This window comes from Povalibacter sp., assembly GCF_036520495.1.
GTDB lineage: Bacteria > Pseudomonadota > Gammaproteobacteria > Steroidobacterales > Steroidobacteraceae > Steroidobacter.
On sequence record NZ_DATDJO010000061.1, the window covers coordinates 46,635 to 69,956 of the forward strand.

The 23,322-nt window shown below is 62.8% G+C and carries 24 protein-coding genes and 1 pseudogene; 14 read left to right on the top strand and 11 right to left on the bottom strand.

Annotation, left to right across the window (positions count from 1 at the left end):
- Positions 1-6: 6 nt before the first annotated feature.
- Entirely contained in the window at positions 7-1,608 is a 1,602-nt protein-coding gene (locus tag VIZ63_RS20735) for an NAD(P)/FAD-dependent oxidoreductase (protein WP_331611689.1), read from the top strand.
- Between the two features lie 16 nt (positions 1,609-1,624).
- On the opposite strand, the gene VIZ63_RS20740 is transcribed toward VIZ63_RS20735, so the two are convergent.
- From VIZ63_RS20740 to VIZ63_RS20765, 6 genes and pseudogenes are all read right to left on the bottom strand, one after another.
- Entirely contained in the window at positions 1,625-2,056 is a 432-nt protein-coding gene (locus VIZ63_RS20740; RefSeq protein WP_331611690.1) for a hypothetical protein, read from the bottom strand.
- Positions 2,019-4,365 (bottom strand): annotated as a pseudogene (locus tag VIZ63_RS20745) (MMPL family transporter); the annotation flags it as partial. The pseudogene VIZ63_RS20745 and the gene VIZ63_RS20740, both read right to left, overlap by 38 nt.
- 7 nt (positions 4,366-4,372) lie before the next feature.
- Positions 4,373-4,993, bottom strand: a complete 621-nt coding sequence (locus VIZ63_RS20750) for a LolA-related protein (RefSeq protein ID WP_331611692.1) — start codon at positions 4,991-4,993, stop codon at positions 4,373-4,375.
- Positions 4,944-5,927, bottom strand: coding sequence for a hypothetical protein (locus VIZ63_RS20755; RefSeq protein ID WP_331611694.1), 984 nt, complete (start codon positions 5,925-5,927; stop codon positions 4,944-4,946). The genes VIZ63_RS20750 and VIZ63_RS20755 overlap by 50 nt, the downstream gene beginning before the upstream one ends.
- Positions 5,924-6,244: a hypothetical protein gene (locus VIZ63_RS20760; RefSeq protein ID WP_331611695.1), complete on the bottom strand. Its 321-nt coding sequence runs from the start codon at positions 6,242-6,244 to the stop codon at positions 5,924-5,926. The genes VIZ63_RS20755 and VIZ63_RS20760 overlap by 4 nt, the downstream gene beginning before the upstream one ends.
- 4 nt (positions 6,245-6,248) lie before the next feature.
- Positions 6,249-6,941 (bottom strand): hypothetical protein, encoded by a 693-nt coding sequence (locus VIZ63_RS20765; RefSeq protein ID WP_331611696.1) that lies wholly within the window; start codon positions 6,939-6,941, stop codon positions 6,249-6,251.
- A gap of 291 nt (positions 6,942-7,232) precedes the next feature.
- On the opposite strand from VIZ63_RS20765, the gene VIZ63_RS20770 reads away from it, so the two are divergent.
- From VIZ63_RS20770 to VIZ63_RS25500, 10 genes are all read left to right on the top strand, one after another.
- A complete protein-coding gene (locus tag VIZ63_RS20770; RefSeq protein WP_331611697.1) occupies positions 7,233-8,360 on the top strand; it encodes an NAD(P) transhydrogenase subunit alpha in 1,128 nt (375 codons plus the stop codon).
- 68 nt (positions 8,361-8,428) lie between these two features.
- A complete protein-coding gene (locus VIZ63_RS20775; protein ID WP_331611698.1) occupies positions 8,429-8,749 on the top strand; it encodes an NAD(P) transhydrogenase subunit alpha in 321 nt (106 codons plus the stop codon).
- Positions 8,750-8,756: 7 nt separating this feature from the next.
- A complete protein-coding gene (locus VIZ63_RS20780; protein ID WP_331611699.1) occupies positions 8,757-10,181 on the top strand; it encodes an NAD(P)(+) transhydrogenase (Re/Si-specific) subunit beta in 1,425 nt (474 codons plus the stop codon).
- 292 nt (positions 10,182-10,473) lie between these two features.
- On the top strand, positions 10,474-11,037 hold the full coding sequence (locus tag VIZ63_RS20785) for an HNH endonuclease (RefSeq protein WP_349261244.1): 564 nt from the start codon (positions 10,474-10,476) through the stop codon (positions 11,035-11,037).
- A 381-nt stretch (positions 11,038-11,418) separates the two neighbouring features.
- A complete protein-coding gene (locus VIZ63_RS20790) occupies positions 11,419-12,300 on the top strand; it encodes a 5'-3' exonuclease (protein WP_331611701.1) in 882 nt (293 codons plus the stop codon).
- A gap of 96 nt (positions 12,301-12,396) precedes the next feature.
- A complete protein-coding gene (locus tag VIZ63_RS20795; protein WP_331611703.1) occupies positions 12,397-12,804 on the top strand; it encodes a hypothetical protein in 408 nt (135 codons plus the stop codon).
- Between the two features lie 138 nt (positions 12,805-12,942).
- Positions 12,943-13,449, top strand: coding sequence for a tetratricopeptide repeat protein (locus VIZ63_RS20800; RefSeq protein ID WP_331611705.1), 507 nt, complete (start codon positions 12,943-12,945; stop codon positions 13,447-13,449).
- Between the two features lie 20 nt (positions 13,450-13,469).
- Positions 13,470-13,985: an NUDIX domain-containing protein gene (locus VIZ63_RS20805; protein WP_331611706.1), complete on the top strand. Its 516-nt coding sequence runs from the start codon at positions 13,470-13,472 to the stop codon at positions 13,983-13,985.
- Positions 13,986-14,182: 197 nt separating this feature from the next.
- Positions 14,183-14,332 (top strand): hypothetical protein, encoded by a 150-nt coding sequence (locus VIZ63_RS25495; RefSeq protein WP_349261245.1) that lies wholly within the window; start codon positions 14,183-14,185, stop codon positions 14,330-14,332.
- On the top strand, positions 14,286-14,405 hold the full coding sequence (locus VIZ63_RS25500; protein ID WP_349261246.1) for a hypothetical protein: 120 nt from the start codon (positions 14,286-14,288) through the stop codon (positions 14,403-14,405). Before VIZ63_RS25495 ends, VIZ63_RS25500 begins: the two co-directional genes overlap by 47 nt.
- 196 nt (positions 14,406-14,601) lie before the next feature.
- Here the strand turns inward: VIZ63_RS25500 and VIZ63_RS20810 are convergent, their stop codons facing one another.
- Positions 14,602-16,407 carry a M14 family metallopeptidase gene (locus tag VIZ63_RS20810; protein WP_331611707.1) on the bottom strand — a complete coding sequence of 602 codons (1,806 nt, stop codon included), beginning with the start codon at positions 16,405-16,407 and terminating at the stop codon, positions 14,602-14,604.
- A 213-nt stretch (positions 16,408-16,620) separates the two neighbouring features.
- On the opposite strand from VIZ63_RS20810, the gene VIZ63_RS20815 reads away from it, so the two are divergent.
- The 3 genes from VIZ63_RS20815 to VIZ63_RS20825 all read left to right on the top strand — a co-directional run bounded on the left by VIZ63_RS20815 (position 16,621) and on the right by VIZ63_RS20825 (position 18,584).
- Positions 16,621-17,349: a 2OG-Fe dioxygenase family protein gene (locus tag VIZ63_RS20815; RefSeq protein ID WP_331611708.1), complete on the top strand. Its 729-nt coding sequence runs from the start codon at positions 16,621-16,623 to the stop codon at positions 17,347-17,349.
- Positions 17,350-17,447: 98 nt separating this feature from the next.
- Positions 17,448-18,278 (top strand): orotidine-5'-phosphate decarboxylase, encoded by an 831-nt coding sequence (pyrF, locus tag VIZ63_RS20820; RefSeq protein ID WP_331611709.1) that lies wholly within the window; start codon positions 17,448-17,450, stop codon positions 18,276-18,278.
- A 9-nt stretch (positions 18,279-18,287) separates the two neighbouring features.
- Positions 18,288-18,584 (top strand): YciI-like protein, encoded by a 297-nt coding sequence (locus tag VIZ63_RS20825; RefSeq protein WP_331611710.1) that lies wholly within the window; start codon positions 18,288-18,290, stop codon positions 18,582-18,584.
- A 124-nt stretch (positions 18,585-18,708) separates the two neighbouring features.
- Here VIZ63_RS20825 and VIZ63_RS20830 read toward each other — a convergent pair whose 3' ends face one another.
- From VIZ63_RS20830 to VIZ63_RS20845, 4 genes are all read right to left on the bottom strand, one after another.
- Positions 18,709-19,533 carry a hypothetical protein gene (locus VIZ63_RS20830; protein WP_331611711.1) on the bottom strand — a complete coding sequence of 275 codons (825 nt, stop codon included), beginning with the start codon at positions 19,531-19,533 and terminating at the stop codon, positions 18,709-18,711.
- 330 nt (positions 19,534-19,863) lie between these two features.
- The gene (locus VIZ63_RS20835) at positions 19,864-22,038 is read right to left on the bottom strand and encodes an acetyl-CoA hydrolase/transferase C-terminal domain-containing protein (protein ID WP_331611712.1); all 2,175 of its coding nucleotides are present in this window, start codon (positions 22,036-22,038) and stop codon (positions 19,864-19,866) included.
- A gap of 77 nt (positions 22,039-22,115) precedes the next feature.
- Positions 22,116-22,676 carry a YceI family protein gene (locus tag VIZ63_RS20840; RefSeq protein WP_331611713.1) on the bottom strand — a complete coding sequence of 187 codons (561 nt, stop codon included), beginning with the start codon at positions 22,674-22,676 and terminating at the stop codon, positions 22,116-22,118.
- A 22-nt stretch (positions 22,677-22,698) separates the two neighbouring features.
- Positions 22,699-23,262, bottom strand: a complete 564-nt coding sequence (locus tag VIZ63_RS20845) for a cytochrome b (RefSeq protein ID WP_331611714.1) — start codon at positions 23,260-23,262, stop codon at positions 22,699-22,701.
- Positions 23,263-23,322 lie beyond the last annotated feature (60 nt).

The following is a 23,322-nucleotide window of genomic DNA, read 5'->3' on the forward strand; positions in this document are numbered from 1 at the left end:
TCAACGATGCCCGATCAACCGCAATACGACGTGATCATTCTCGGCGGCGGCCTCGCCGGATTGACGCTGTCCATCCAGCTCATGCAGATGGACAGCTCGCTGCAAGTGCTCGTGCTCGAGCGGCGCGCGCATCCCGTGCCCCCGGCCGCGCACAAGGTGGGCGAATCCACCGTCGAGATCGGCGCGCATTACTTCGATACCGTGCTGGGACTGGTCGATCACATGCAGCAGCAGCAGCTGAAGAAATTCGGCCTGCGCTTCTTCTATTCCGACGGCCGCGAAGATGTCGACCAGGTCGTGGAGCTCGGCGCGAGTAAATTTCTGGCGACGCCGGCCTACCAGGTGGATCGCGGCATCTTCGAGAATTTCCTCGGCGAAAAGGCGCGCGAGCTCGGTGTGCGATTTGTCGATGCAACGACGGTGCGAGGACTCGACATCGGCGCGGGTGGCGGTACGCATACGGTGGTCTACGCGACCGGCGGGGTAGAGACGCAAGCATCCTGTCGCTGGCTCGTCGACGCCTCGGGTCGCGCCGGCCTGGTCAAGCGCAAGCTCGAACTCGCGCAGGACAATGCCCACGACGCCAATGCCGTGTGGTTCCGCATCTCGGAGAAGATCGATATCGATGAGTGGTCAGGCGACCGCGACTGGCTGCAACGCTGCGATCCCCCGGAGCGCTGGCTGTCGACGAATCATCTGTGCGGTCCCGGCTACTGGGCCTGGCTGATTCCGCTCGCGTCGGGCTCGCATTCCATCGGCATTGTCTGCGACGCCAGGATGCATCCGCTATCGACCATGAATACGCTCGACCGCGCGATCGGCTGGCTGCAACGCCATCAACCGCGGCTGGCGCGCGAAGTCGAGAGCCGCCGGCACTTGGTGCAGGACTTTCTGTTCCTGCGCAACTTCTCGCACGGCTGCCGCCAGGTATTTTCCGGCGCCGACCGCTGGGCGCTCACCGGCGAGGCGGGCGTGTTCCTCGATCCGTTCTATTCGCCGGGCAGCGATTTCATCGGCATCTCCAATACCTACATCGCGGATCTGATCAGTCGCGAGCGACGCGGCGAACGTATCGACGGGCGCGCGCAGCTGTATCAGCAGCTGTACTTCTCGTTCTACGAGAGCACGCTGGCGCTGTACACGAATCAATACCCGATCTTCGGTCATCCCGAAGTCATGTCCGTGAAGATCATCTGGGACTACGCGTACTACTGGGGAATCCTCTGCCAGCTGTTCTTCCAGCGGCGTCTCACGGATCTCGCCAGCATCGGCGAACTGTCGAATGAATTGAATCACGCGCGTGCACTGAACGTGGCGATGCAGGATTTCATGCGCGAGTGGGCGCAGCGCGATCCCATCGTCAACAAACCCGCCATGTTCGATCAGGCATCGCATCCGTGGCTGGCGGAACTGAATCGCGGCTTGCGCGATGAGCTGAGCGAAGCGCAGTTCCGTGAGCGTATTCGCGAACACACGCGGCTGCTCGACCGACTGGCTGGTGAGGTCGTCGCGCGCGCCACCGCGCATTGCGATGTCGATGCCAGCGCGCTGCGCGCGCTGCTGCGTGAAGCGCTCGGCGAACAGTTGCTGTTCAAGCGCGTCGCCTGAGTGGATCGGCGGCTGGTCAGGCCGCCGGTGTTTCTCCCAGCACCACCGCTGCCCGACCTTGCGCGAGCAGCGTGCCCGCATGCGATACCGTGAACGAGTACTGCTGACTGGCCGCGCTCGCCTGCAGGCACTGCGCCTGGATGTGCAGCGGGCCGGGCAGATCGTCGATGCGGTCGCAATGAAATTCGACGGCTCGCAGCGAGACCAGCATCCCCGGAGCCGCCGTTGAGCCCCGCGCCTGCGCCTGCAGTGCGCCATGCACCGCCATGGCCTGTGCGCCGTATTCGCAGAGATGCACGGCGTGCAGTTCGTCACCCGAGCGCAGGGGATTCTGCAATGAGCGATGTGTCGTCGTTTCCAGATGGATCGATTCGTCGTTCCACTCGATCACCCGTTCCAGCAGGCACATGTCTGCCTGGTGCGGGATGAGCGCGGCGAGGGCGCTCATGAGCGGGTCTCCCGGGTAAGCAGCAGCGCGAGTACGAAGTTGCACACCACCCCGATCGTCACCGTCAGTCCGATCGCACGCAGCACGGGCAGGTCGGACAGCGCCAGCAGCGCGAACACCATCAGTGTCGAGATCGAGCAGACCAGCACGGCGTGCAGTGTGCGGCGCTGCTCCTGTGGATCCTCGGCGGCGTGTTCGAAGAACAGCGCATAGTCGAGACCCAGGCCAGCCGCCAGGATGAGTGCAATCAGGTGGAACAGGGTCAGCGGCACGCCCGCGCCATGCAGCGCCGCCAGGATGATCAATGTCGTGAGCGCCATCGGTGCGAGTACGCGGACGACCCGACCGATCCGCCGCAGCGAGAAGGCAATCACGGCGACCAGCAGCACGGCAGCGATCACCAGACTCCACAGCAAGTGCGTGCGTTGCTGCGCCACCAGCGATTCCGACGCCGACTTGAGATCCAGCAGCACCGCGCCGTCACGACTGAGTTCATGCAGCGCGTCCGGGTCATTCACGCCGGCGAACGTCACCAGCGCCAGCGTACGCTCGCCACGGTGCGACAGCAGCAGATCGAGCACCGCGCCGAGCGGTGAATCGCGCAGCGCCTGTGGCGTCAGTGGCGGCAGCTCGCGTGCCCGCGCAACGTCACGAACGAAGTCTTCGAAGGCGTCCGGATGGAATGGCGTGCCGGTCACGGCCTGCGCCAATGACGCCCGCAGCTCGGCATCACCTGGCAAGTGCTGCTGTCGATCGAGTTGTCGCTGTGCCGTCGGGATATAGCGGCTCGCATCGTCGAAGCCAGCGATAACGCCACGTTGCGTGAGATCGAGCAATGCCGGTTGCAGATCTTCCAGTCGCTGCAGCGCCGCGGCGTCATCGCTGGCTTCGACCACCAGCAGGTAACGCAGGTCCGGCGTGCCGAGGTGCGAGCGCAGTTCCTGATCGCGCATCAACAGATCCGGCGGCACCGGAGACAACTTGCTGAGATCGTTTTCCCACATCGGCCCGGGCGCGAACAGGATGACGGCGCTGGCCGCGACGGCGAGGGCGGCAGCGATGCTGCGAGGGCGCGGCAGGCTGGCGATCCTGCTCCACAGCCGGCCGAGGAAGGGTGACGCTCCGAAGTCCCGGCTTGATTCCCCGATGAGTCGCGGCAGCAGGAATCGCGTCGTCAATCCAGCGGCGACCAGTGCGGCGACGGTGAAGCAGGCAAGCTGCGACAGCCCGACGACGCCCGAGAAGAGGAATGTCGCGTAGGCGATACAAGTACTCGCCACGCCTGTCATCAGCGTCGGCCACAGTTCGCGCACCGATTGCAGCGGCGATCGTTCAGGCCGCGCGTGACTCAGCAAGTGCAGCGGATAGTCCTGCGCCACGCCGATCAGCGTGAAGCCAAAGGCCAGCGTGATGCCATGCACGGCATCGAACAGCAGGCTCACAGACAGCAGGCCTGCGATGCCCGCAGTGAGCAGTGGCAAAGCGCTCAGCACCACACTCCCGAGGCGCCTGTACGCAATGAACAGCAGCACGATCATGCCTATCGTCGCCGCCGTGCCCAGCGCTTGCGCCTCGCTGCGCGTGCGGTGTTCCATCAGGACGGAGAATGCGCCCGGTCCGCTGATGATCAGGTGCATATTCTCGTTGGTGCGGATCGCTGCGAAGGCCTGCTGCATTTCCTCGATCGCGGCGCGTTGCCGATCGGGATCGAACGCCGGTGCAGTGGTTTCGGCGATCAGCAATGCACGCGTCCCGGCAGTATCGAACCACACATCGTAGAGTCGATTCGGTTCGCGCAGCGGCTGCCAGGTCTGCAGCAGGGTCAGGATTTCCAGCGTCGGGTCGCGCGACAGGATGGGCTCCAGCATGCCTGCGGCGGGAGAGGCGAGATCGCGCGCGCGATCATCGAGTTGTCGCCGCAGATAGGCCGTATCGAACGCCTGCGTGTCCAGCGTCGGTGTCAGCAGGTAGCGATACGCCAGCAGTTCATCGGGAATGACATCGAAGGACACATCGCCGTTGCTGACGACACGAAAGTTCTCACTGTCGCTCAGGGCCGCGACGAGTTCGCGCGACGCATCCGCCAGCGCTTCCGGAGTGTCGCCGTCGATCGCTGCCACCAGCGTTCGTGAGGCGGGGCCTTCGCCGATCTCATCCAGCAGCAGGCGCTGTTCGGGCGTCGATGCGCTCGGCAGGAACAGGCGCAGGTCGGTGCCGATCACCAGATCCTTCTGCACGTACCAGCCGAGTGCGGCGAGGATCAGCACCCACGCCGTCACCAGTGCAATGGCAAAGGGAGTTCGTTTCATGAGGGAGTCATTCGCCGGCACTGCACGTGCGTTCGAGCCACTCGCGCGTCACCACCGGCGGCATCTGCACATGGGTTGCCGCGCCCAGCAGCATGATGCTGGCGCCGCGCGCGTCGTTGACGATCGACAGGCAGCGAGGCAGATCGCTGCGTCCGTCGATGCGGATGTGCTGCACGCGCCTGGCGAGCCGGGCGTCCTGCGGCGTCAACACGAGCTGCCATCGGATGGGATCGCTGGTCGCAGCGAGGGAGAAATTCTTCTCGATGGCGGCGGCGTCACCCTGGAGCATCGCGGTGAAGGTCCGCAACAGCAGTTGCAGTTCCGGCGCACGCTTGATGGCGAAATTGCGTTCCGGCTCGCCTTCGCGGCGCACGCGCACCGCATTGCCGCGAATCTCGGTGTCTTCGCGATACGGCTGCGTGACGCGCCGATCCAGCGCGTCGGGGCCCGAATAAGCGAGTTGTCCCGACACGATGATCGGCTGCTTCAGCAGCGCCGAGAAACGGATCTCCGTGAAATCGATCGTTGCCGGCGCCGGCCGGGCGAGCGTTGCGATCAACGCACGCGCATCGTCGTTCTCAGGTGGCGTGGCTGCCGGAAGGAGGCCCGGAAGCGTCGCTGCCAGCACGAACAACATCGTTCGGACGGCGAGCGTTCCCGCCTGTTTGTGGTTGCCAGAAATCATAGAAGTTGAACCAATTGTACGGTGCCATACGGGTGTAATGGGCTAGCCGATCAGCATAGCGCTGCACGATGTCCTGCAATGCAGCTTCGCGGCGACCGCGTTCGATGACCAGCGTTTCCGCGAACAGCTCGAAATGAAAGTCATAGCGATTGCCGCCGCGATACAGCCCGAAGCACAGCACGACCGGCACTTTGAGCGTCGCTGCCAGCAGCCACGGCGCCGTCGGGAAAGGTGCCGGTGCACCGAGAAACTCGGCCTCGCGCACCTGGTTGCCGGGTCGCGCGCGATCCACCAGCATCGTCACGATGGCTTTTTCGTCGAGCGCCTCCTTGATCGCCAGCGCAGTGGTGGTGCCGTCCTGGCGTGCATTGATGATGGCGGCGGCCAGCGTCGGGTTGAGCGCACTCAGAACGTTTGAAACACCGGGATTCTGTTCCACATCGATCACGACGCGAAACTTCACGTCCTCGCGCAACTGCGAAAACACCCGCAGCGCATCGAAGCTGCCGAGGTGCGAGCCGAACACCAGTACGCCTTGATGCAGTTTCCAGGCGCTGCGCAGCTCTTCGAGACCTTCGTGGCGAATGTCGAAACGCCGGAAGCGTTCCGAGAACAGAAACACGCGATCGAGGATGGTGGCCGAGAAACTATGGAAGTGCCGGGCCACCTGCCCGAGCGGGGGGCGTTGGGCGAGCACGCGTTGCAGGTAGTCGCGCGACGCCTTGCGCTCAGGGCCGCGGCGTAGCAGGAAATAAAGGGAGATCGGCCACAGCGCGATGCGGGTCACCCGGCGGCCGCAGAACAGCGCGAACGCGCGGATCATCCGCAGGCCCAGCAGGCTGCCGCCCTCGGGTCGTTCGATCCACTGCTGCTTCAACGCCCCGCCCCGACCGACACGCGCATGACGCCCTGCGCGACGATTTGATCCTCGCGCGTCACCACGAAGCGCAGGTCATCGCCTTGCAGTTTGAGCTCGATGCGCGCCACCTGCTCCGGCAGCAGGGGCGCGATGAACTTCACTTGTGCCAGGACCTGCAGCCGCAGTTGCGGACCGAGCCAGGCACGCGCCGCTTGCAGCACACTGTCGAGCACGACGACGCCCGGAACGATAGGGCGGCCGGGAAAGTGACCCGGCAGCGCCGGGTGGTCCGACGCAATACGCAAGGTAGCGATGTGATTCGACGCGTCGCTCATGACATCACTGCGAGCGTCCCGGCGATACCAGCCGCGGACTCACGGCGATCGTGCGGCACAGGAAATCGAAGAAGTTCCGATACGGTTGGCGGAAGCGCCGACGGCGATACGCATACTCGATCACAAAGAAACTGCCGATCAGCAGGTAGCCGATCAGATTCGCGAACGTCGACCACTGCGCCTGCGTCACCGCGATCGGCGGAACGATTCCAGCGGCCATCAGCAGGCCTTCAGGCGTAACCAGCGTTGCCAGAATGAGATTGACGGCAGCGATCGTCGCCAGCAGTACGGTCCATGCCAGCGTGAGGCGTCGTGCGTAGGGCCAGACGCCGGGTTCGATGTCATCGTCTGCTGCGTGCATTGCGCGCACGAACTGCTCGATCAGCGGCGTGCGTGCTTTGGCCAGAGTGTGGCCGAAGACCCAGGCGAGGAAGCCGGGGATCAGTACGGGCGGCAGGTAGAGCAGCAATTGATGGCCGGACAGCTGGCCGAGCAACCAGAGTCCAGCGGCGACTAAGGGCAGTGCGAACCATGCGCCTCGCCGCATTCGCACGAGGGATGGCAGGAGCATGGCCCCCAGCAACAGAGCGACGGCGAACAGTGTCAGTGCAGCGCTGTGGCGCGACGCCGCGATCCATGCGGCCCACGGGTACGACAGCGCAAGTACTGCGCTCAGGTAGCGGGCGAAGGTCGGCATGCGCGAATGATCGGGGACGAAAGGGGGCTCAGCAATCGGAGACTGCCCGATTTTCGCAGGCCGGTGCAGTCTAGCAGGTTGGGAAAAACGGGCCGTCACGACCCTGCTTGCGCGGTGATGTGCTCATGCTGGGGCTCGATTGCGCCGTCCCGGCCCGCAGGCAATGTCACTTCCGGCTATCGCTATGGCGTCCGGGACGGTATCGTTGCTGCGCCGGAGCAGGGCCGGCCGTTGCATCGGGCCTGCAAAGCCGCAGCGCGTTGACGACTCGAAAGAAGTCACGGGGTGTTCATGTCAGTCAAGATTGCGGTCTTGAGAGAGACCCGCCAGAACGAACGACGCATTGCGATGGTCCCCGCGGTTGCCGACAAGCTGATCAAGCTCGGCGCCGACATCCAGATCCAGACCGGTGCCGGCAACGCCGTCAAGATTGCCGATAGCGCATTCAAGGGCGTGGGATTCGTCAACGACCCCCGCGCATTGGTTGCGGATGCCGACATCGTGCTCGGCGTGCAACCGCCCGATATCGAGATCGTTCGCGCGATGAAAGAAGGCGCGATCCTGATTTCGTTCGTCTACGCGCACAAGGAAATCGAACTCACGAAGCTCCTGCGTGATCGCAAGATCACCTGCTTCGCGATGGAACTCGTACCGCGCATCACGCGCGCGCAGGCCATGGATGCGCTGTCGAGTCAGGCCGCGCTGGCCGGTTACTACGGCGTACTGATCGGCGCCACGAATATCGCGCGCATGCTGCCGATGATGACGACGGCCGTCGGTTCCATCCGTCCACAGCGCGCCCTGGTGATGGGGCTCGGCGTCGCGGGTCTGCAGGCGCTGGCGACGGCGCGCCGCCTGGGCGCGATGACGGAAGGCTACGACGTCCGTCCCGAAACCAAGGAACAAGCCGAATCACTCGGTGCGAAATTCGTGGATACCGGCGTGGATGCGCGCGGCGCGGGCGGCTACGCGCGCGAGCTGACGCAGGAAGAAAAAGACAAGGTCGCCGCGGTCGTCACCAGGCACATCCAGCAGGCCGACATCATCATCACCACGGCATCGATTCCCGGCCGACCGTCGCCCAAGCTGATCAGCAAGGCGCAGGTCGAAGGCATGAAGGCCGGCAGCGTCATCGTCGATCTCGCCGCCGAAGGCGGTGGCAACTGCGAATACACACAACCCGGCGAAACCGTGCAGATCGGCCAGGTCACCATCGTCGGTCCACTCAACGTACCGAGCCTGCTCGGCGAACACGCGAGCGAGCTGTACGCGAAGAACCAGTTCAACCTGATCGAACTGTTCCTCAAGGACAAGGCGATCAATCTCGACTGGAGCGATGAAGTGATCGCGAAGACCGCGCTCACGCATGGCGGCGAGATCAAGAACGAAGCGGCGCGCGCCGCAATTGACAATGGATAATGGACAATGAAGAGCGGGTCTCCCCGTTGTTGATTGTCAATTATCAACTATCAATTCAGGACGGAACCATGGACCTCACCACCACACTGACCGGCTTCGTGGCGTTGTACATCTTCATGCTGGCGGCCTTCACCGGCTACGAGATCATCGGGCGCGTGCCGGCGATTCTGCATACGCCGTTGATGTCGGGATCGAACTTCGTGCATGGCATTGTCGTCGTGGGTGCGCTGTACGCGCTGCTGAATGCGACGTCGACGGTGGAACAGGTCATCGGTTTCTTCGGCGTGCTGCTGGGTGCGGGCAATGCCGCCGGCGGCTATGTCGTGACCGAACGCATGCTGGAAATGTTCAAGCCCAGCGACAAGAAACCGGCCCCGGACAAAAAATAGCGCCAGCATGAATCCCCAACTCATCATCGATTCGAGCTACATCGCTGCGGCGTTCCTCTTCATCTACGGCCTGAAGCGCATGTCCTCGCCGGTGACGGCGCGGTCCGGCATCCTGGTCGCAGGCGTTGGCATGCTGGTCGCGACGCTGGCGAGCTTCCTGTACGTGTTCGGCGTCAATGACGCTGCGCAGCCGCACCTCACGACGAACGTCGCACTGGCGGCGACCGCACTGGGCGTGGGTACGATCTGGGCGTGGTGGAGCGGCAAGCGCGTTGCCATGACGGCCATGCCGCAGATGGTTGCGCTCTACAACGGTATGGGCGGCGGCGCGGCTGCCGCGATTGCAGCCGTCGAATTGCTGCGCGTCAGCGCACAGCATCAGACGATACCGCTGGTCGTGACCATCATTGGCGCGATGATCGGGTCGATCTCGTTGTCGGGTTCGTTGATCGCCTGGGCCAAGCTCGACGGCAAGATCAACGGCACCTGGCGCGTGAAGGGCCAGCAGGTGCTGAACGGCACGCTGTTCCTGATCACGCTGGGGCTTGGTCTCTTCATCGTCTTCGCGGAACACGGCCATGCCTCACCACACATCGTCGCCGTGTTTTTCGCGCTCGCGCTGGTTTTCGGCGTGCTCATGACCATGCCGATCGGCGGCGCGGACATGCCGGTCGTGATCTCGCTCTACAACGCCTTCACCGGACTGGCCGTGGGCTTCGAGGGGTATGTGCTGCAGAACCCGGCGTTGATGATCGCCGGCATGGTCGTCGGCTCCGCCGGCACGCTGCTGACGCTGCTGATGGCGAAGGCCATGAATCGCAGCGTCTCGAACGTGATCTTCAGCAACTTCGGCGCGACGGGCGATGAGCAGCAGGGAGAGATCAAGGGATCGATGAAATCTGCCGAGGCCGGCGATGCTGCGGTGAACATGCGCTACGCATCGAAGGTCATCATCGCCCCCGGCTACGGTCTCGCCGTCGCGCAGGCCCAGCACAAGCTGTACGAATTCGTGAAGCTGCTGACGGAGGCCGGTGTCGAAGTGAAGTTCGCCATCCACCCGGTTGCAGGTCGCATGCCCGGCCACATGAACGTGCTGCTCGCCGAGGCGGGCGTGCCCTACGACATGATCTACGACCTCGAAGACATCAACGGCGAGTTCAAGGATGCGGACGTCGCTGTCGTCATCGGGGCCAATGACACGGTGAATCCCGCTGCCCGCACCAACAAATCGTCGCCCATCTACGGCATGCCCATCCTGAACGTCGACCAGGCGCGGCAGGTGTATGTCATCAAGCGCGGTCAGGGCAAGGGCTATTCCGGCGTGGAAAACGAGCTGTTTTTCGCCGACAACACCAGCATGGTGTATGGCGACGCCCAGAAAGTCATGGTGCAGATGATTCAGGCGCTGAAACAGCTGGAAGGGGGGCATTGAGTCAGGAGGCCAACTGGCTCACTGGCCAACGGTCTGCTGGCCAGACTGGAGGCGCAGGCCTACAGTCCTTCGCTGATTCCTCTTGTTGCGGCTCCGGCCAGTCTGCCAGCGGACCCGTTGACCAGTTGGCGCCACAGCCGCCGCTCCCGTTGTATATCTACACACTCGTCGCGTATCTTTGGGCGAGTCGTTACTGAAGGCTGAGCCAACGTACGGCCAGTCAGACCGATCCCAAGTCGTGCAACACCCGTACAACTTGAATCAAGAGATCCTGCGGACCGATGTGTCCGGCATGCCCCTGGAATGGATTGATTACCGGGACGCGGTGCGGCTTTATCACACGGAACAGGTGGCCTATACCTGTGGTACGGAGCTTTACACGCTCTACGGCGGCACCAACGCCAGGTCGGGTCTGCAGACCAGCGTGGCCGTGAATTCGATCATCGCCACCATCGGTCACTCCCACAACCCGGGCAATCTGCGCCAGGACTACACACCACCGCTGAACAACCAGACATTGTTCAAGCGCGATGCGCACCTGTGCCTGTATTGCGGACAACGCTTCCCGGCCAATCAGCTGTCCCGCGATCACGTGCGTCCGCTCAGCCAGGGCGGTCGCGACAAATGGACCAACGTGGTCACGGCCTGTCGACGCTGCAACAACCTCAAGGCCTGGAAGACGCCGGAGCAGGCGGGTCTGCAGCTCATTGCCGTGCCGTTCACGCCCACCTATGCCGAATACATCTATCTGAAGAGCCGTCGCGTGCTCGCCGACCAGATGGAATACCTGCTGGCCCACTTTCCGCGTTCCAGCCCGCTGCATGCGCGGTTGAAGGAGCACGGGATTCTGCAGTGAGAGGGCGAGGCCCTGGGTGCGAGGCCCTGGGTGCCAGGCTCCAGGCTCTGGCCAGAAGCCGATACACCTGCATCAACGCAGATTCCTGCTCTTGTCCGACCTAGCACCTAGCACCTAGCACCTAGCACCTAGGGCCTGGTACCTCTCCCGTGGTTCTCGCCCGCAGGATTCAGACATACACTGCGGCCTGCCTTTATGCGGGATCCCTTCTTGTCCGACCTACAGCCTTCGACCAACGGAAGTCCCACGCGGACGACCCACGGAAGTCCCACGTGGACGACCAGCGAAAGTCCCACGCGGACGACCCACGAAAGTCCTACGGGGACAGTCCTCGACCAGCAGACGTCCCGCGGGGATGGTCCCCAGCCGGGCTCTTCTGGTGTGCTCTACCTCATCGACGCCGCGATTTTCGTCTTCCGCGCCTGGCATGCGGTGCCGAACACGATCGTGGATTACGACGGCAATCCCGTGAATGCGCTGCATGGATTCGCGCGATTTCTCGGCGACCTGATCGAGCAGGTGCGGCCGGAACACATTGCAGTCGCGTTCGATGAGCGGCTGCCCACTTCGTTTCGCGCCCAGCTCTACCCGGCTTACAAGGCGAATCGCGAGCCGGCGCCGGCAGAGCTCAAACGCCAGTTTCTCCTGTGCCGGCAGGTGTGCCGGGCCATGGGCATCGCCAGCTTCAACAGCAATGAGTTCGAAGCGGACGACATCATCGGCACGTTGGCGACGAGCATGCGCGAGCAGGGCACGAAGATCAGCATCGTTTCCAGGGACAAGGATCTGACGCAGCTCGTGCGTCGCGAGGACGAGTACTGGGACTATCTCGACAATCGGCGCTATCGCTATGACGACATCGCCGGACGCTTTGGCGTGATCCCGGAGCGCATGGCGTGTTTCCTGGCCGTGATGGGCGATGCCGTCGACAATATTCCCGGCGTGCCCGGCGTCGGTCGCAAGACCGCCTCCATGCTGTTCCAGCACTTTGAATCGCTGACCCACCTGTACGACGGTCTCGACGGCGTCCTCAAGCTCAAGCTGCGCAATGCCGGATTCGTCTGCGGACAGCTGCGCGACCATCGCGATTCCGTCTTCCTGGCGCGCAAACTTACTGCCATCACCTGCGACATGCCCCTCAACGTGAACCTGTCGGACCTGGTGCGTCGCCGCCCCAATATCCCGGCGCTCGATCGCTTCTATGACTCCGTCGGCTTCGGCCGTCTGTTACGAAATCAGGCGGAGCGAATCCACGCGCTCTGACGACTGATTTCTGGGCAAACGCCTGTTAATTGGCATCCTGCGCATGCAGTTCGACGCGCACGCTGTTCTTTCCGAAGGCTGCCAGGGAAGAGCGCGATGCTACGGACTACCTGCTTGATCGGATTGGCCGCGGTGGTCACAGCGACGTTCGGCGCGGAATCGCCAACCCGCGCCATTTACCGCTGTGACACGCCGACCGGAGCGGTCTTCACGGATCGACCCTGCGAGCCGGGCAGCCAGCCCTACGAATCCCGCGGGACGACGCTCAGCGTCATGAGCACCGTTGCGCCGACGCCGGTCGCCAGCCCCAAGCCGTCCTCTGTCAGGGCCGCCAGTGCCGAGAAGCCAGCCTCGACGGCGAAGGCCGAAGCCTGCGCCCGGATCGAACAGTCGCTGCGCAAGATCGCCTCCACCATGCGTGCCGGCTATTCGGCGAGCCAGGGCGAACGATTGAAGGAACGCAAGCGCGAACTGGACGAGAAGCGGCGGATGCAACGCTGCTGAGCTACGACGATGACTGATCAATCGGTATCAGTGCTCGCCCCATCTCCCATCCCGTAGCGACCTGAGCGCATAATCGCCGCGACCCGGGCACCGCCAGGCCCGAGCACACTTACAAAACCAGTTTCGGGGGATGACGCCATGCCTACTGTTCGTGCGTTCCGGATGGCCCTGCGCATTTTCTCGCTGACGTTGATTGCGCTCACGGCGCCCCTTGCCGTTCATGCTCAGGGCAGCAAGGCTGGCGATGACATGCTGAATCAGGCGCAGGCAGCATTGTCGCGTGGCAAGCCTGAAGAGGCCGTCTCGATCCTGCGCAAGGCGATCGATGCGGAACCGAACCGCTCCGATCTGTACATGCTGCGTTCGCGCGCGCGCGATTCGTCGGGAAAATTCGAGGCCGCGCTCGAGGATGCGAGCAAGTACATCGAACTCGAGCCGGGTGACTCCGTGGGTTACCTGAATCGGGCGCGTATCTACCTGTCGCTCGAGAACAAGGACAAGGCACTCGAGGATGCCAACAAGGCCATCGAACTCGCGCCGAAGGACCCGGACGGCTACTACCGTCGCGCCGACATCTACAATGAAATGGGCAAGGCGGCGGAAGCGAAAGCGGACGAGAGCAAGGCAGCCGAGCTGGAAAAATAAAAGCTGGACGCAGTATCCCGATGACGTTCGTCTACTGCCCGATATGCGCGGCACCCTTGATGGATTCGGTGGTCGACCGGGAAGCGCGTCGTGTCTGCTCGCGTTCCTGCGGATTCGTGCACTACGACAACCCGACGCCAGTGGTCGCGGCCGTCGTCGAGCACGAAGGCGCCATCGTCCTCGCTCACAATCGTGCCTGGCCGGGCAGCTTCTACGGACTCATCACCGGCTTTCTCGAACAGCGCGAAAGCCCGTCTGCCTGTGCCGTGCGCGAAGTGAAGGAAGAACTGAACCTGGACGCCGTCGGCGAACCCACCCTGATCGGCGTCTATCCCTTCGAACGCATGAACCAGGTCATCATCGGCTACCACGTACTGGCGACCGGCACCATCGCCCTGAATGAAGAACTCGACGCCTATAAACACGTTGCCTTCGAGGACTGCCGCGTCTGGCCCGCGGGGACGGGCTTCGCGCTGCGCGATTGGTTGCGAGGCCGCGGCTATGAGCCTGAGATGATCAGGATGGAGAGAAGTTGATAGTGGAAAGTGGATAGTTGATAGCGCCGAGCAATCGGTGCCGTGGCTCTCAGGGAGGAGATGAATGCGCGCTGTCGTGAGGCGCAAGTCCTTTGACATTGCGGTTCAAGTGATCGCTGTCAGCGGGTGGCTACGCAGCCGCAACAAGTTCGTACTGTCCCGGCAAGATTCTTCGATCAGGAACGGCCATCGGTGCGCTGGTACGCGAAGCGGAGCAGGCGGAAAGCAAGGCGGATTTCGTGCACAAGATGTCGATCGCCTTGAAGGGAAGCAAGCGAGACGGTTTATTGGCTCGAACTGCTGCAAGCCCGTGGCCAGGTCAAATCCGATCTCTCGCAACTGCATGAGCAGACAATCGAGCTGCTGCAGCTGCTTACCAGCATAGTCGAGACGAGCAAGGCTCGATTCCGGCGCACGTAGCGGCTGGACGACGGTCGTTGCTACGGGGTGCGAAATCCGCACGATCAGCTATTTCGCTATCGACCTTCCACTATCAACTCTGTCCGATAGACCGGACAGAGATTGAACCGCTCATCCCACGACGATGATCGCTGACAGAAGGAATCGAGTCGCGCTGCCGGGCTTGCTGCGGGATCGATACGCACAGAGTGCGCGGCTATTTAGCTATCAACTTTCCACTATCAACTATCAACTCCGTCCGATAGACCGGATAGAGATTGAACCGCTCATCCCACGACGGCGATCGCTGGTAGAAGAAATCGAGTCGCGCTGCCGGGCTTGCTGCGAATGCAGGATCGTCGGCGAGTTTGCGCTCGAACTCCTGTTTCACCGCCGGATCCTTCTTCAGCATTTCCGCGCCGACCGCTTCGGCGACGTAGTCTTCCATGTATTCCTTGCGCTCGAAGGCGGTGTTGAAGAAGCCCCAGCTCACGTAGGAGTCCGAGTCCTTCGGCTCCAGCAATGTCATGGCGAGATAGGCCTTCGGCTGCGCGATGGGAACGAACAGTGAGCCGGCGGGGATGTCGCGCCGTTCCTTTTTCCAGTCGCCGTCGGCTTTCATCGTGGTCCGGCCTTCGAAGGTCGTGGCCGCAAGCTTCGTGGTTACGGCGCGGAACGTTTCCACGTCGGCGCCGGTGGTTGCGTTGGTCAGGGTGGCAAACGCCACGCCATGCAGCGCGAGTTTCTCGCCGAGCCACTTCGCATGCGCCGCGGGCACGATGTAGCCGCCGCGGGGTGCGGTCACGCTGATGGAGGGTGCGACCTGATCCTTCAGCGGTACACGCCAGATCTGCGGGCGCTTGTTGTCGTAGCGGGTGACCAATGCGCCGGAAATGGCGGACGGTTCGCGCGTGTACTCATAGCCGCGAAACTCGATCGTCCTGACGTGATCCGTATTGGCGTACGCAATCGGCACCCTGGTGCCGCCGAGCTGGCTCGCGCGCTGGTCTGCGGCCTGTGCGGCGCGCTGCCATTCGGCCCCATGGGTTGCGAGCAGCTCGAGCATCGTCACTATGGAATTGCGGGTGATGCGCACGCGTGTCGGATAGTCCTTCCATGAATGCGTTTCCACAAGCACGCCGATCCGGTTGCTCAGCGCCCAGTATTGCTGCGAGAACCACGCGGGGCCGACACCATCCTCGAAGCCCGATTGCGGATCGTCCTCGCGCACGAACGATGGATAGAAGTTCAACGGCAATGAGCCGAGCGCCGTCATCTTCCTGATCAATTCGTCGCGCAGCACGATGGCGCTGCGGGTCAGATCCGGATCACCGGCCAGCGTGGGGGCGATGTTGTATGAAACGTCGTGCTCGAACTCGGCGCCGTCGGTGACGTGCAGGTCGACGTACAGCAGCGGATCCCACTCGTTCAGCAGCCGCAGCATCGCCTGCATTTCGGGAGCGTCGGCCTTCGTGTAGTCACGATTGAGATTCAGGTTCTGCGCGGTGACCCGCCAGCCCATTTCTTCGGGACCGACCTGGTTGGGGCGATTCCAGCGACCGAAGCGCTCGTGACCATCGACGCTGAATACGGGCACGAAGACGAGCGTAACGCGCTCCAGTGCGCCTGGCGCTGCGCGACCTTCCAGCAGCTCGCGCAGCGCGAGGAAGCCTGCATCCTTGCCATCGATTTCGCCGGAATGGATACCGCCCTGCATCAGCGCGACGGGGCGCTGCTTGCCGCGAGCGCTGGCCGCATCGAGCGTGCCATCGGCGGACGCTGCAAGCGCGAGCAACGGTCGACCTTCGGGGCTGCGACCGAACTCGAAGCCTCGAACCTGCGATGGCCAGCGCTCCTGAAAGCTCTCGCAGAGTCGCGCTACTTCATCGAGGCGACCGGTGCGCTTGAACCCGGATTTTTCCGCGACCGTGGTCAGATCGATGCGTGCCGGCGCTGCGCCCTGGGCAGTCAGTGACAGCACCGCAAGTGCGATCGCAGCGAGGGAGTATCGGGTGGCCATCATCCGGAGCGCTCCAGCGATAATTGCGAAGCGGCAAGCCTACCGTATTGCCCTGCCAGGATCTGTCTGCTTACGGAAAGGCAATGGTGCTCATGCGTCGTGTATACGAGGCTGGCCGCACCAGCTGCGCAGCGTCAATCCATTGACAACTGTGCAGGGACGATCGACGCGCGGCGTGTCAGAATCACGCGCCATTACGGCAGGAGGAATCGTTCGGTGCAGTTGCAGGTGGGTGATGCGAGCCAGGCGCTCGAAGAATCGGGATGTGCGTTGCTGTTGCCGCAGCAGGTGCGAGCCGATCTGCGCGCCCCGCTCGATGAGCTCGATCGACTGAGTCCCTCGTGGGATCGATTGCCGCGCGATGCGTACCTGCGCGACGGCGGGCGCTACCGCCATCGGCGTCACAGCTGCTTCGTCCAGGAACTTACGACCGCTCAGTTGATCCAGGTGCCGCACCGGGCGCATTGGCAGCCCACCGACTACAACGCGTTGCACGGCGGCATGGAACGCTGGTTCGAACCGATCGAGCCGGCCGTCGCCGCCAACTCTGCGTGGCAGAGATTCGTCTTGTCGATCGGAGAAACGTTCGCACGTGCCCGTGCGGCCGAGCGCTGGTACATCGAGGCGCATCAGTTTCGCATCGACACGGCCGAAGGCATCGGCCGACCGACCCCGGAAGGCGCTCACCGCGATGGGGTCGACTTCGTGGCAGTCACGCTGGTGAAGCGGATCAACGTCCGTGGCGGCGAAACGCGGGTTTTCGATGCGCAGGGCACGGCCGGCGTGCGGTTCACCATGCTCGAGCCCTGGACCACCTTGCTGCTGGACGATGCACGGGTCATTCACGAGACCACCCCGATCCAGCCCGAGGGCGACGGCGGCCTGCGCGATACGCTGGTGCTGACGTACAGGGCGGAGGGATTTCAAAGCCCGGTTGATAGTTGAGAGTTGATAGTGGACAGTTGATAGCTGAGAAAGACGGAGGCCGTCTTCGCTTTCCCCTTTCAACTATCAATTTTCCACTATCGACCTGCTGACAGATCATGTCCTTCGTATCCCGCCTCCAAGCCGCCATCGCCGCCCACAGCCCGCTGTGTGTCGGCATCGATCCTTCTGCCGCGTTGCTGAAGAGCTGCGGTCTGCCCGATTCGGCCGACGGCGCGCTCGAGTTCGGCAAGCGTGTGCTCGATGCCGCGCAGTACCAGCTGTCGATCATCAAGCCGCAGTCCGCGTTCTTCGAGCGCTTCGGCAGCGCCGGTTTTCGTGCGATGGAGGAGCTGGCGACACTGGCGCGTGCCAAGGGTGTGATGGTGCTGCTCGACGGCAAGCGCGGTGACATCGATACGACAGCCGAGGCGTACGCAGAAAGTTATTTTTCCGCCTCGACGCCATTGCGTGTGGATGCGGTGACGACGCATGCGTATCTGGGCTTTGCGGCGCTGGAGAAATTTCTGACGATTGCGATTCGCAACGAGGGCGGCGTATTCGTCGTCGTGCGTTCCTCGAATCCGGAAGGCCGCGACCTGCAGCTCGCGAAGCTCGCCAACGGCGAAACGGTGGCGGGCAATCTGTCGCGACTCATCACCGAACGCAATCGCGTCTGTGGTGCAGGGCTCGGCCCGATCGGCGCCGTCGTCGGTGCCACCTGTGACGATGCTGCGGAAACCGTTGCGGCGTTGCCTTCAGCATTCATTCTCGCCCCCGGTGTCGGCGCGCAGGGCGCAACGATGCAAGACATTCTCAAGCGCATGCCGCAAGCGAAGGGACGAGTGCTGCCGAATGTGTCGCGTGCGATCCTCGCCAACGGCACATCGATCGAAGAAATCCGGGGAACCATCCGCACACTGCAGCAGCAGGCGCGCGACCTGCTCTGAGGACTCCGCATGCACTACCTGCTGTTTTACGATTTCACCCCCGACTATCTCGAACGTCGCGGCCAGTTCCGTGCGGAGCATCTCCGTGCCGCGTGGGAAGCCACTTCGCGTGGCGAATTGCTGCTCGGGGGCGCACTGGCCGAGCCGCCGGATGGTGGCGTACTGCTGTTCAATTGCGAGTCAGCGGACAAGGTCGAGCAATTCGCACTCGCCGATCCCTACGTGAAGAACGGCCTCGTCACCCGCTGGCACGTGCGTCGCTGGACCACGGTCGTCGGTGAACAGGCCGAGTCACCGGTGCGGTAGTTGCAGGAACCAGAAGAAAGACAGGTACACAGAAGAGCACAAAGGATCGCAAAAGATCACAAAAGAAATCCGGGCTTCCGACCTTCTTGTGTGCGCCTTTGTGTACGTTCTTCCTTTCCCGCTCCTATTCCGGCGGCAGTTCCACAGTACCGAGTACCTTGGCCTGACGGATGCTGCCGCTGCCATCCGCGCCGACGCTGAAGTTGCCACCAACTTCGGCCACATCGATATCGCCGGAGCTGTCGGTGTCGATTCTCACGTCGCGGTTCACGCGCCGGATCACGATGCCGCCAGAGGTGTCCTGGTGAATATGTACGCTGCCGGCTTGCACGATGTCGATGTCGCCGGAGCTGTCGACGGGGATCTCGACGTGGCCGCGGATCTCGCGCAGTTCCATGTCGCCAGAGCTGTCCTTCACTTTGAGATTGCCCGCGACGCGTTCGATTTCGATATCACCGGAGCTGTCGCTGACGTCGAGGTCGCCCGTGATGTCTTCGATCTCGATATCGCCGGAGCTGTCGGCAACGATGGCCGACTTCACGCGGCGCAGTTCGATATCGCCGCTCGAATCCTCCAGCTCGATGGCCACGGAGTCCGGCACTCGTATCGACAGATCGAGCGTCGCGTAGACGTTCAGGAAAAGACCGCCGTCCATGGAGTTTGGCATGAGCGTCTTGAGATACAGCGTGTCACCTTCGCGACGACTGTCGATCTGGATCTGCGTCAGCAGCTCAGCGCTGGAAGCACAGGCCTTGCCGCTGGCCTGGACCCGACTTGCGTCTGATTGGCCGTAAACGTTCAAATCGCCGGCGCCCGCCCCGATGACGACCCGGACGATGCCCGCCGCATCTGCGGTCGCGGAACGATCGGCGGAATGCCGGCAATCATCGGCCTGAGCCGAGGCCATGAATCCCAGGCCGATGGCGAGGGCGGAAATGAGCTTGTGCATGCGGCGTGTCCTTCTGCGAGAGAACGGAATAGCTCGTTGGACGCGCCGGATCGGGGAAAGGTTGCGAGCCGTCGAATGACGTCGCTGTTCGTCTCCTGTGGGTCCGGGTTTCCTCTGGGTTCCTTCGGTCACAGCCCATTGGCACTGACTTAGCGTGTGTGATGGGATTCCGAATCACAGATAAGGAATCTCCACGGGGAACAACGGGGTGACACGGGGAAGGAAAACACTGCACCCCGTGTTTTCCCGTGGAAATCTTCGATTCTTTCTCCGCTGATGCCACTGCGAATGCTTGAGTGAGTGCCATCAGGCTGAAGCCGGACGATGCCGCTACTTCGACCCCAGCCGCAGTGCTGCGGTCACCAGCCGCCTCTCGATGCGCTCGCGAAACGATGCGGGGTTGGTCAGCGCCATCCGTTCGAGAAGCGGCCGGAACTGCGGCGCCTTGGGCGATGCCAGCATCGCCATCGCGATGCGCAGGCGGCCAGACCAGCTCTGGGCCTGCGAGGACAGATCCTTGAGGGACTTCGCCAGCGTGAGTTCATCGTCCGTGAGATCGGTGCCGAAGGGCAGGGGCGCGAACAATCCCATCTCGCGCCAGCGCGCGAAGCGGGCAGCGAGGATCTCCGGCCGGTTGTCGCGAGCCTCGGGCGGCACCCGATAGTCAGCAGGAAGTTTCTTCGCGCGCTGTGCCTCGGCGACAAAGGCATCCTGAAAACGTGCGTCCATGATGCCGATCAATTCCTTCACCACATCCTCGTCCGTCTTGCCGCGCAGCTCGGCGATCCCGTACTCGGTGACGACAATGTCGCGCAGATGCCGTGGAATCGTCGTGTGACCGTAGCTCCAGGGAATGTTGGAAGCCACGGTGCCCTTGGCGACGCGAGTGGCGCGCAGGCAGAGGATCGAGCGGGCTTCCGCCAGCGCATGGGCCATTGCGACGAAGTTGTACTGGCCGCCCACACCGCTGACGACGCGACCGTCCGCGAGGCCGTCGGACACCGCGGCGCCGAGACCGGTCACCATCATGGTGGTATTGATGAAGCGCGCATGGCGACGTTGTGCCGTCTTCAGGTCCCACTCGTGGCCGTACAGTTCATTGACGAAGCTGATGCCGCGCATGGCGAACCGACGCCGTTCCTCGGCCGTGAGTTCGCGCAATCGGGCGTAGAACGCCTTGGGCCCGAAGAAAAATCCAGCATCGACCAGGATGCCGTTGCGCAGGCGTTCGCCGAGGCATTGCCGGGCGATGCCGGCGCGATGTGCGGGATCGTCGAAGCTCGCAGGCAGCAGCGCACCATCGGGAGCGATCAGCATGCCGCGCTCGTACTGCACGTCGTCGCGGAACACGCCCACGTCGCGCAGCTCGTTGAAATCGACGTACGACATGCGGTTCATGCCGGCGGCGCTCAACGCATCCAGCGTGCGCGGACCGACGGTCTCATCGATGTGTCCCTCATCGAGCAGGCGTTGAATACGCGCACTCGGATACGCGTGGCGCTTCAGGATGCCGCTGCGATACAGGTCGAGAAAACCGTCGACCAGCATTTCTGAGCACCCATACAATCCGCGATCGAACGGCGCCGTGCCGCCTTCCGTTTCGATCAGTCGCCGATGCTTCTCCAGCAGCCTGGTGCTTTCGAGAACTTCGCGGTACACGGCCGGCTGCTCATGGCGCAGCTGCGCCGCATATACGATGGCGTCGCCCAATTCACCGATGTCCAGTTGCAGGGTGCCGCCATCGCGCAGCAACGTGCTGACGCTCAGTGCGATCGCATGTTCGGTGAGCCCGATGGGTGTATTGGGCGGGCAGAACAAGGGAAATTCCGTCGCGGGATCGTCGACCAGAAAGTCGAACGTATCCGAGGCGACCAGGGCATCGCCATAGGTGAAGGGCATTTCGCGATGAATCTGGCCGATGAGTGCGAACGGCTGACCGCTGGCGCGCATCGATGCGATCTGCGGCAGCAGATCGGCCGTGAGATCCGGGTTGGAACCGAGGCTTAGAACGCCGGCAGGCATTTCGTCAGGGGGCGGCGGCGCGACCAGTTGCGCGACGACATTCATGCCGTGTCGCAGAGCATCGCGGACGACATGCGTGTAGTTGGAACTCAGGTAGTGCCGCTGCAGATGCTCGTTGCCGAGCCAGGCACCCGGTTCGAGAAAGAACTCGATGACCTCGATGTTCGCTGGCAGACGCTGCTGCTCGATCAGCCGTACGTACTCGAGTTCGGGATAGTTGCCGAAAATGCGCTGCGTCAGCGGTTGCAGCAGGCGGCGTTCGAGATCGCTGTGCCAGCGCGGCACCCGCAGCGACAGCGCGGTGACGATGGTGAGGCTGATCGTCGGATCAGCGACTGCACGGCGCACGAAGGCATTGACGATGGGATTGGGTTTGCCGATGGCCACCGGCAACCCCAGGACGATGTTTTTCCCCACGCGATGCAGCGTAGCTGCGACGCAATCGTCCGGGCTCGTGAACTTCGCAGGAGCGGCCGAACTCATGAGACCGATGTTCCGGGCGTCGGACTTGTTTTCATTCTTCCGCGATGAAGAGTACCTGCGATCTGTTTAACAGAGCATTACTGCTGCAGCAACAATGCAAAACGGATCTGTACCTCGTTGCCCACGGTGGCGGTGTCCTTCCATTCACCCTGACCTACGCCGAAGTCGAGCCGCTTGAGTATTGCCTGGCCCTTCAGCCAGGCGCTGCCGTTCTTGTTGTCGAAGGTGAACTCGATGGGCACGGACCTGGTGACATCACGCAGCGTGAGCTGTCCGGTCGCAGAGTATTTTCCCGCGCCCTTGTCGGTAAATTTCTCTGCCACATAGCGCGCGGTGGGCCACTTCGCTGTCGCGAACAGATCCGGGCCTTTCACGGTGTCGTCGCGTTCGCTGTCTTTCGTGTTCACCGAGCCGGTCTCGATCGTCACCTCGAAGCGGCTGCTGGCGAGATCCTGCGGATCGAAGCGGATGTCGGCTTTGAAGCGTTCGAACGCTCCCTGGAACGGTGCGCCGGCCTGCGTGCCGACGAAGGTGAGCGTGCTGTCTTTCGGTTGCAGCGTCCATTGAGTGGCTGCATAGGCGAGGCCCAGCGCGAGTGTCAAAAGCGAGACCGACAACAACGAACGATGGCGGGTCATGAAGAGTTCCCGTGAATTGAATTCAGGATCGATCCGTCTTCAGACGGACCGGCAGCATGCGACGCAGAACATTATCGCGATCGAAGAAGTGGTGTTTCAACGCGGCGACCGCATGGAGCACGGCAAGGATCCCCAGCGTGAGCGCGCAAGTTTCATGGGTCGCATGCAGCAGATCGTATTTCGCGCGATCCGGCTGGATCAGGTCCGGCAGCGTGAACAGCCCGAACCAGCTGACCGGAAAATTTCGCGCAGAAGACATCGTCCATCCGAGCAGCGGTGTGACCAGAATGAGCGCATAGAGCGCCCAGTGCGAAAAATGCGCGGCCAGATTCTGCCAGCGCGGTGTCTGTGCGGGTAGCGTCGGGACTGGATTGATCAGACGCCACAGCAAGCGCAGAACGGCCAGCGCAAAAATCGTCATGCCTACGGATTTGTGCTGGGCCAGTACGGCGATCTTGGCCGGACCGATCGAGAGTGGTTCGGCTTTGCTTGCGAGGACGAACTGCGTGATTATCAGGACCACGATCGACCAGTGCAGCAACTGCGCTACGGCGCCGTAACGCTCTGTGCTGTTCTTGAACTGCATGATGCAACCTGTGACGGACACGTCAGTGCCGGAGTGTACGGCATTGAGCAGGCACGACCA

Excerpts from the sequence above, each read along its gene's own strand:
- VIZ63_RS20810 (WP_331611707.1), bottom strand. The coding sequence starts at position 16,407 with ATGATGGCCACCCGATACTCCCTCGCTGCGATCGCACTTGCGGTGCTG.
- VIZ63_RS20785 (WP_349261244.1), top strand. The coding sequence starts at position 10,474 with ATGCCCCTGGAATGGATTGATTACCGGGACGCGGTGCGGCTTTATCAC.
- VIZ63_RS20760 (WP_331611695.1), bottom strand. The coding sequence starts at position 6,244 with ATGAGCGACGCGTCGAATCACATCGCTACCTTGCGTATTGCGTCGGAC.
- VIZ63_RS20845 (WP_331611714.1), bottom strand. The coding sequence starts at position 23,262 with ATGCAGTTCAAGAACAGCACAGAGCGTTACGGCGCCGTAGCGCAGTTG.
- VIZ63_RS20765 (WP_331611696.1), bottom strand. The coding sequence starts at position 6,941 with ATGCCGACCTTCGCCCGCTACCTGAGCGCAGTACTTGCGCTGTCGTAC.
- VIZ63_RS20795 (WP_331611703.1), top strand. The coding sequence starts at position 12,397 with ATGCTACGGACTACCTGCTTGATCGGATTGGCCGCGGTGGTCACAGCG.
- VIZ63_RS20835 (WP_331611712.1), bottom strand. The coding sequence starts at position 22,038 with ATGAGTTCGGCCGCTCCTGCGAAGTTCACGAGCCCGGACGATTGCGTC.
- VIZ63_RS20740 (WP_331611690.1), bottom strand. The coding sequence starts at position 2,056 with ATGAGCGCCCTCGCCGCGCTCATCCCGCACCAGGCAGACATGTGCCTG.
- VIZ63_RS20805 (WP_331611706.1), top strand. The coding sequence starts at position 13,470 with ATGACGTTCGTCTACTGCCCGATATGCGCGGCACCCTTGATGGATTCG.
- VIZ63_RS20840 (WP_331611713.1), bottom strand. The coding sequence starts at position 22,676 with ATGACCCGCCATCGTTCGTTGTTGTCGGTCTCGCTTTTGACACTCGCG.
- VIZ63_RS20735 (WP_331611689.1), top strand. The coding sequence starts at position 7 with ATGCCCGATCAACCGCAATACGACGTGATCATTCTCGGCGGCGGCCTC.
- VIZ63_RS20825 (WP_331611710.1), top strand. The coding sequence starts at position 18,288 with ATGCACTACCTGCTGTTTTACGATTTCACCCCCGACTATCTCGAACGT.
- VIZ63_RS20780 (WP_331611699.1), top strand. The coding sequence starts at position 8,757 with ATGAATCCCCAACTCATCATCGATTCGAGCTACATCGCTGCGGCGTTC.
- VIZ63_RS20830 (WP_331611711.1), bottom strand. The coding sequence starts at position 19,533 with ATGCACAAGCTCATTTCCGCCCTCGCCATCGGCCTGGGATTCATGGCC.
- pyrF (WP_331611709.1), top strand. The coding sequence starts at position 17,448 with ATGTCCTTCGTATCCCGCCTCCAAGCCGCCATCGCCGCCCACAGCCCG.
- VIZ63_RS20775 (WP_331611698.1), top strand. The coding sequence starts at position 8,429 with ATGGACCTCACCACCACACTGACCGGCTTCGTGGCGTTGTACATCTTC.
- VIZ63_RS20800 (WP_331611705.1), top strand. The coding sequence starts at position 12,943 with ATGCCTACTGTTCGTGCGTTCCGGATGGCCCTGCGCATTTTCTCGCTG.
- VIZ63_RS20770 (WP_331611697.1), top strand. The coding sequence starts at position 7,233 with ATGTCAGTCAAGATTGCGGTCTTGAGAGAGACCCGCCAGAACGAACGA.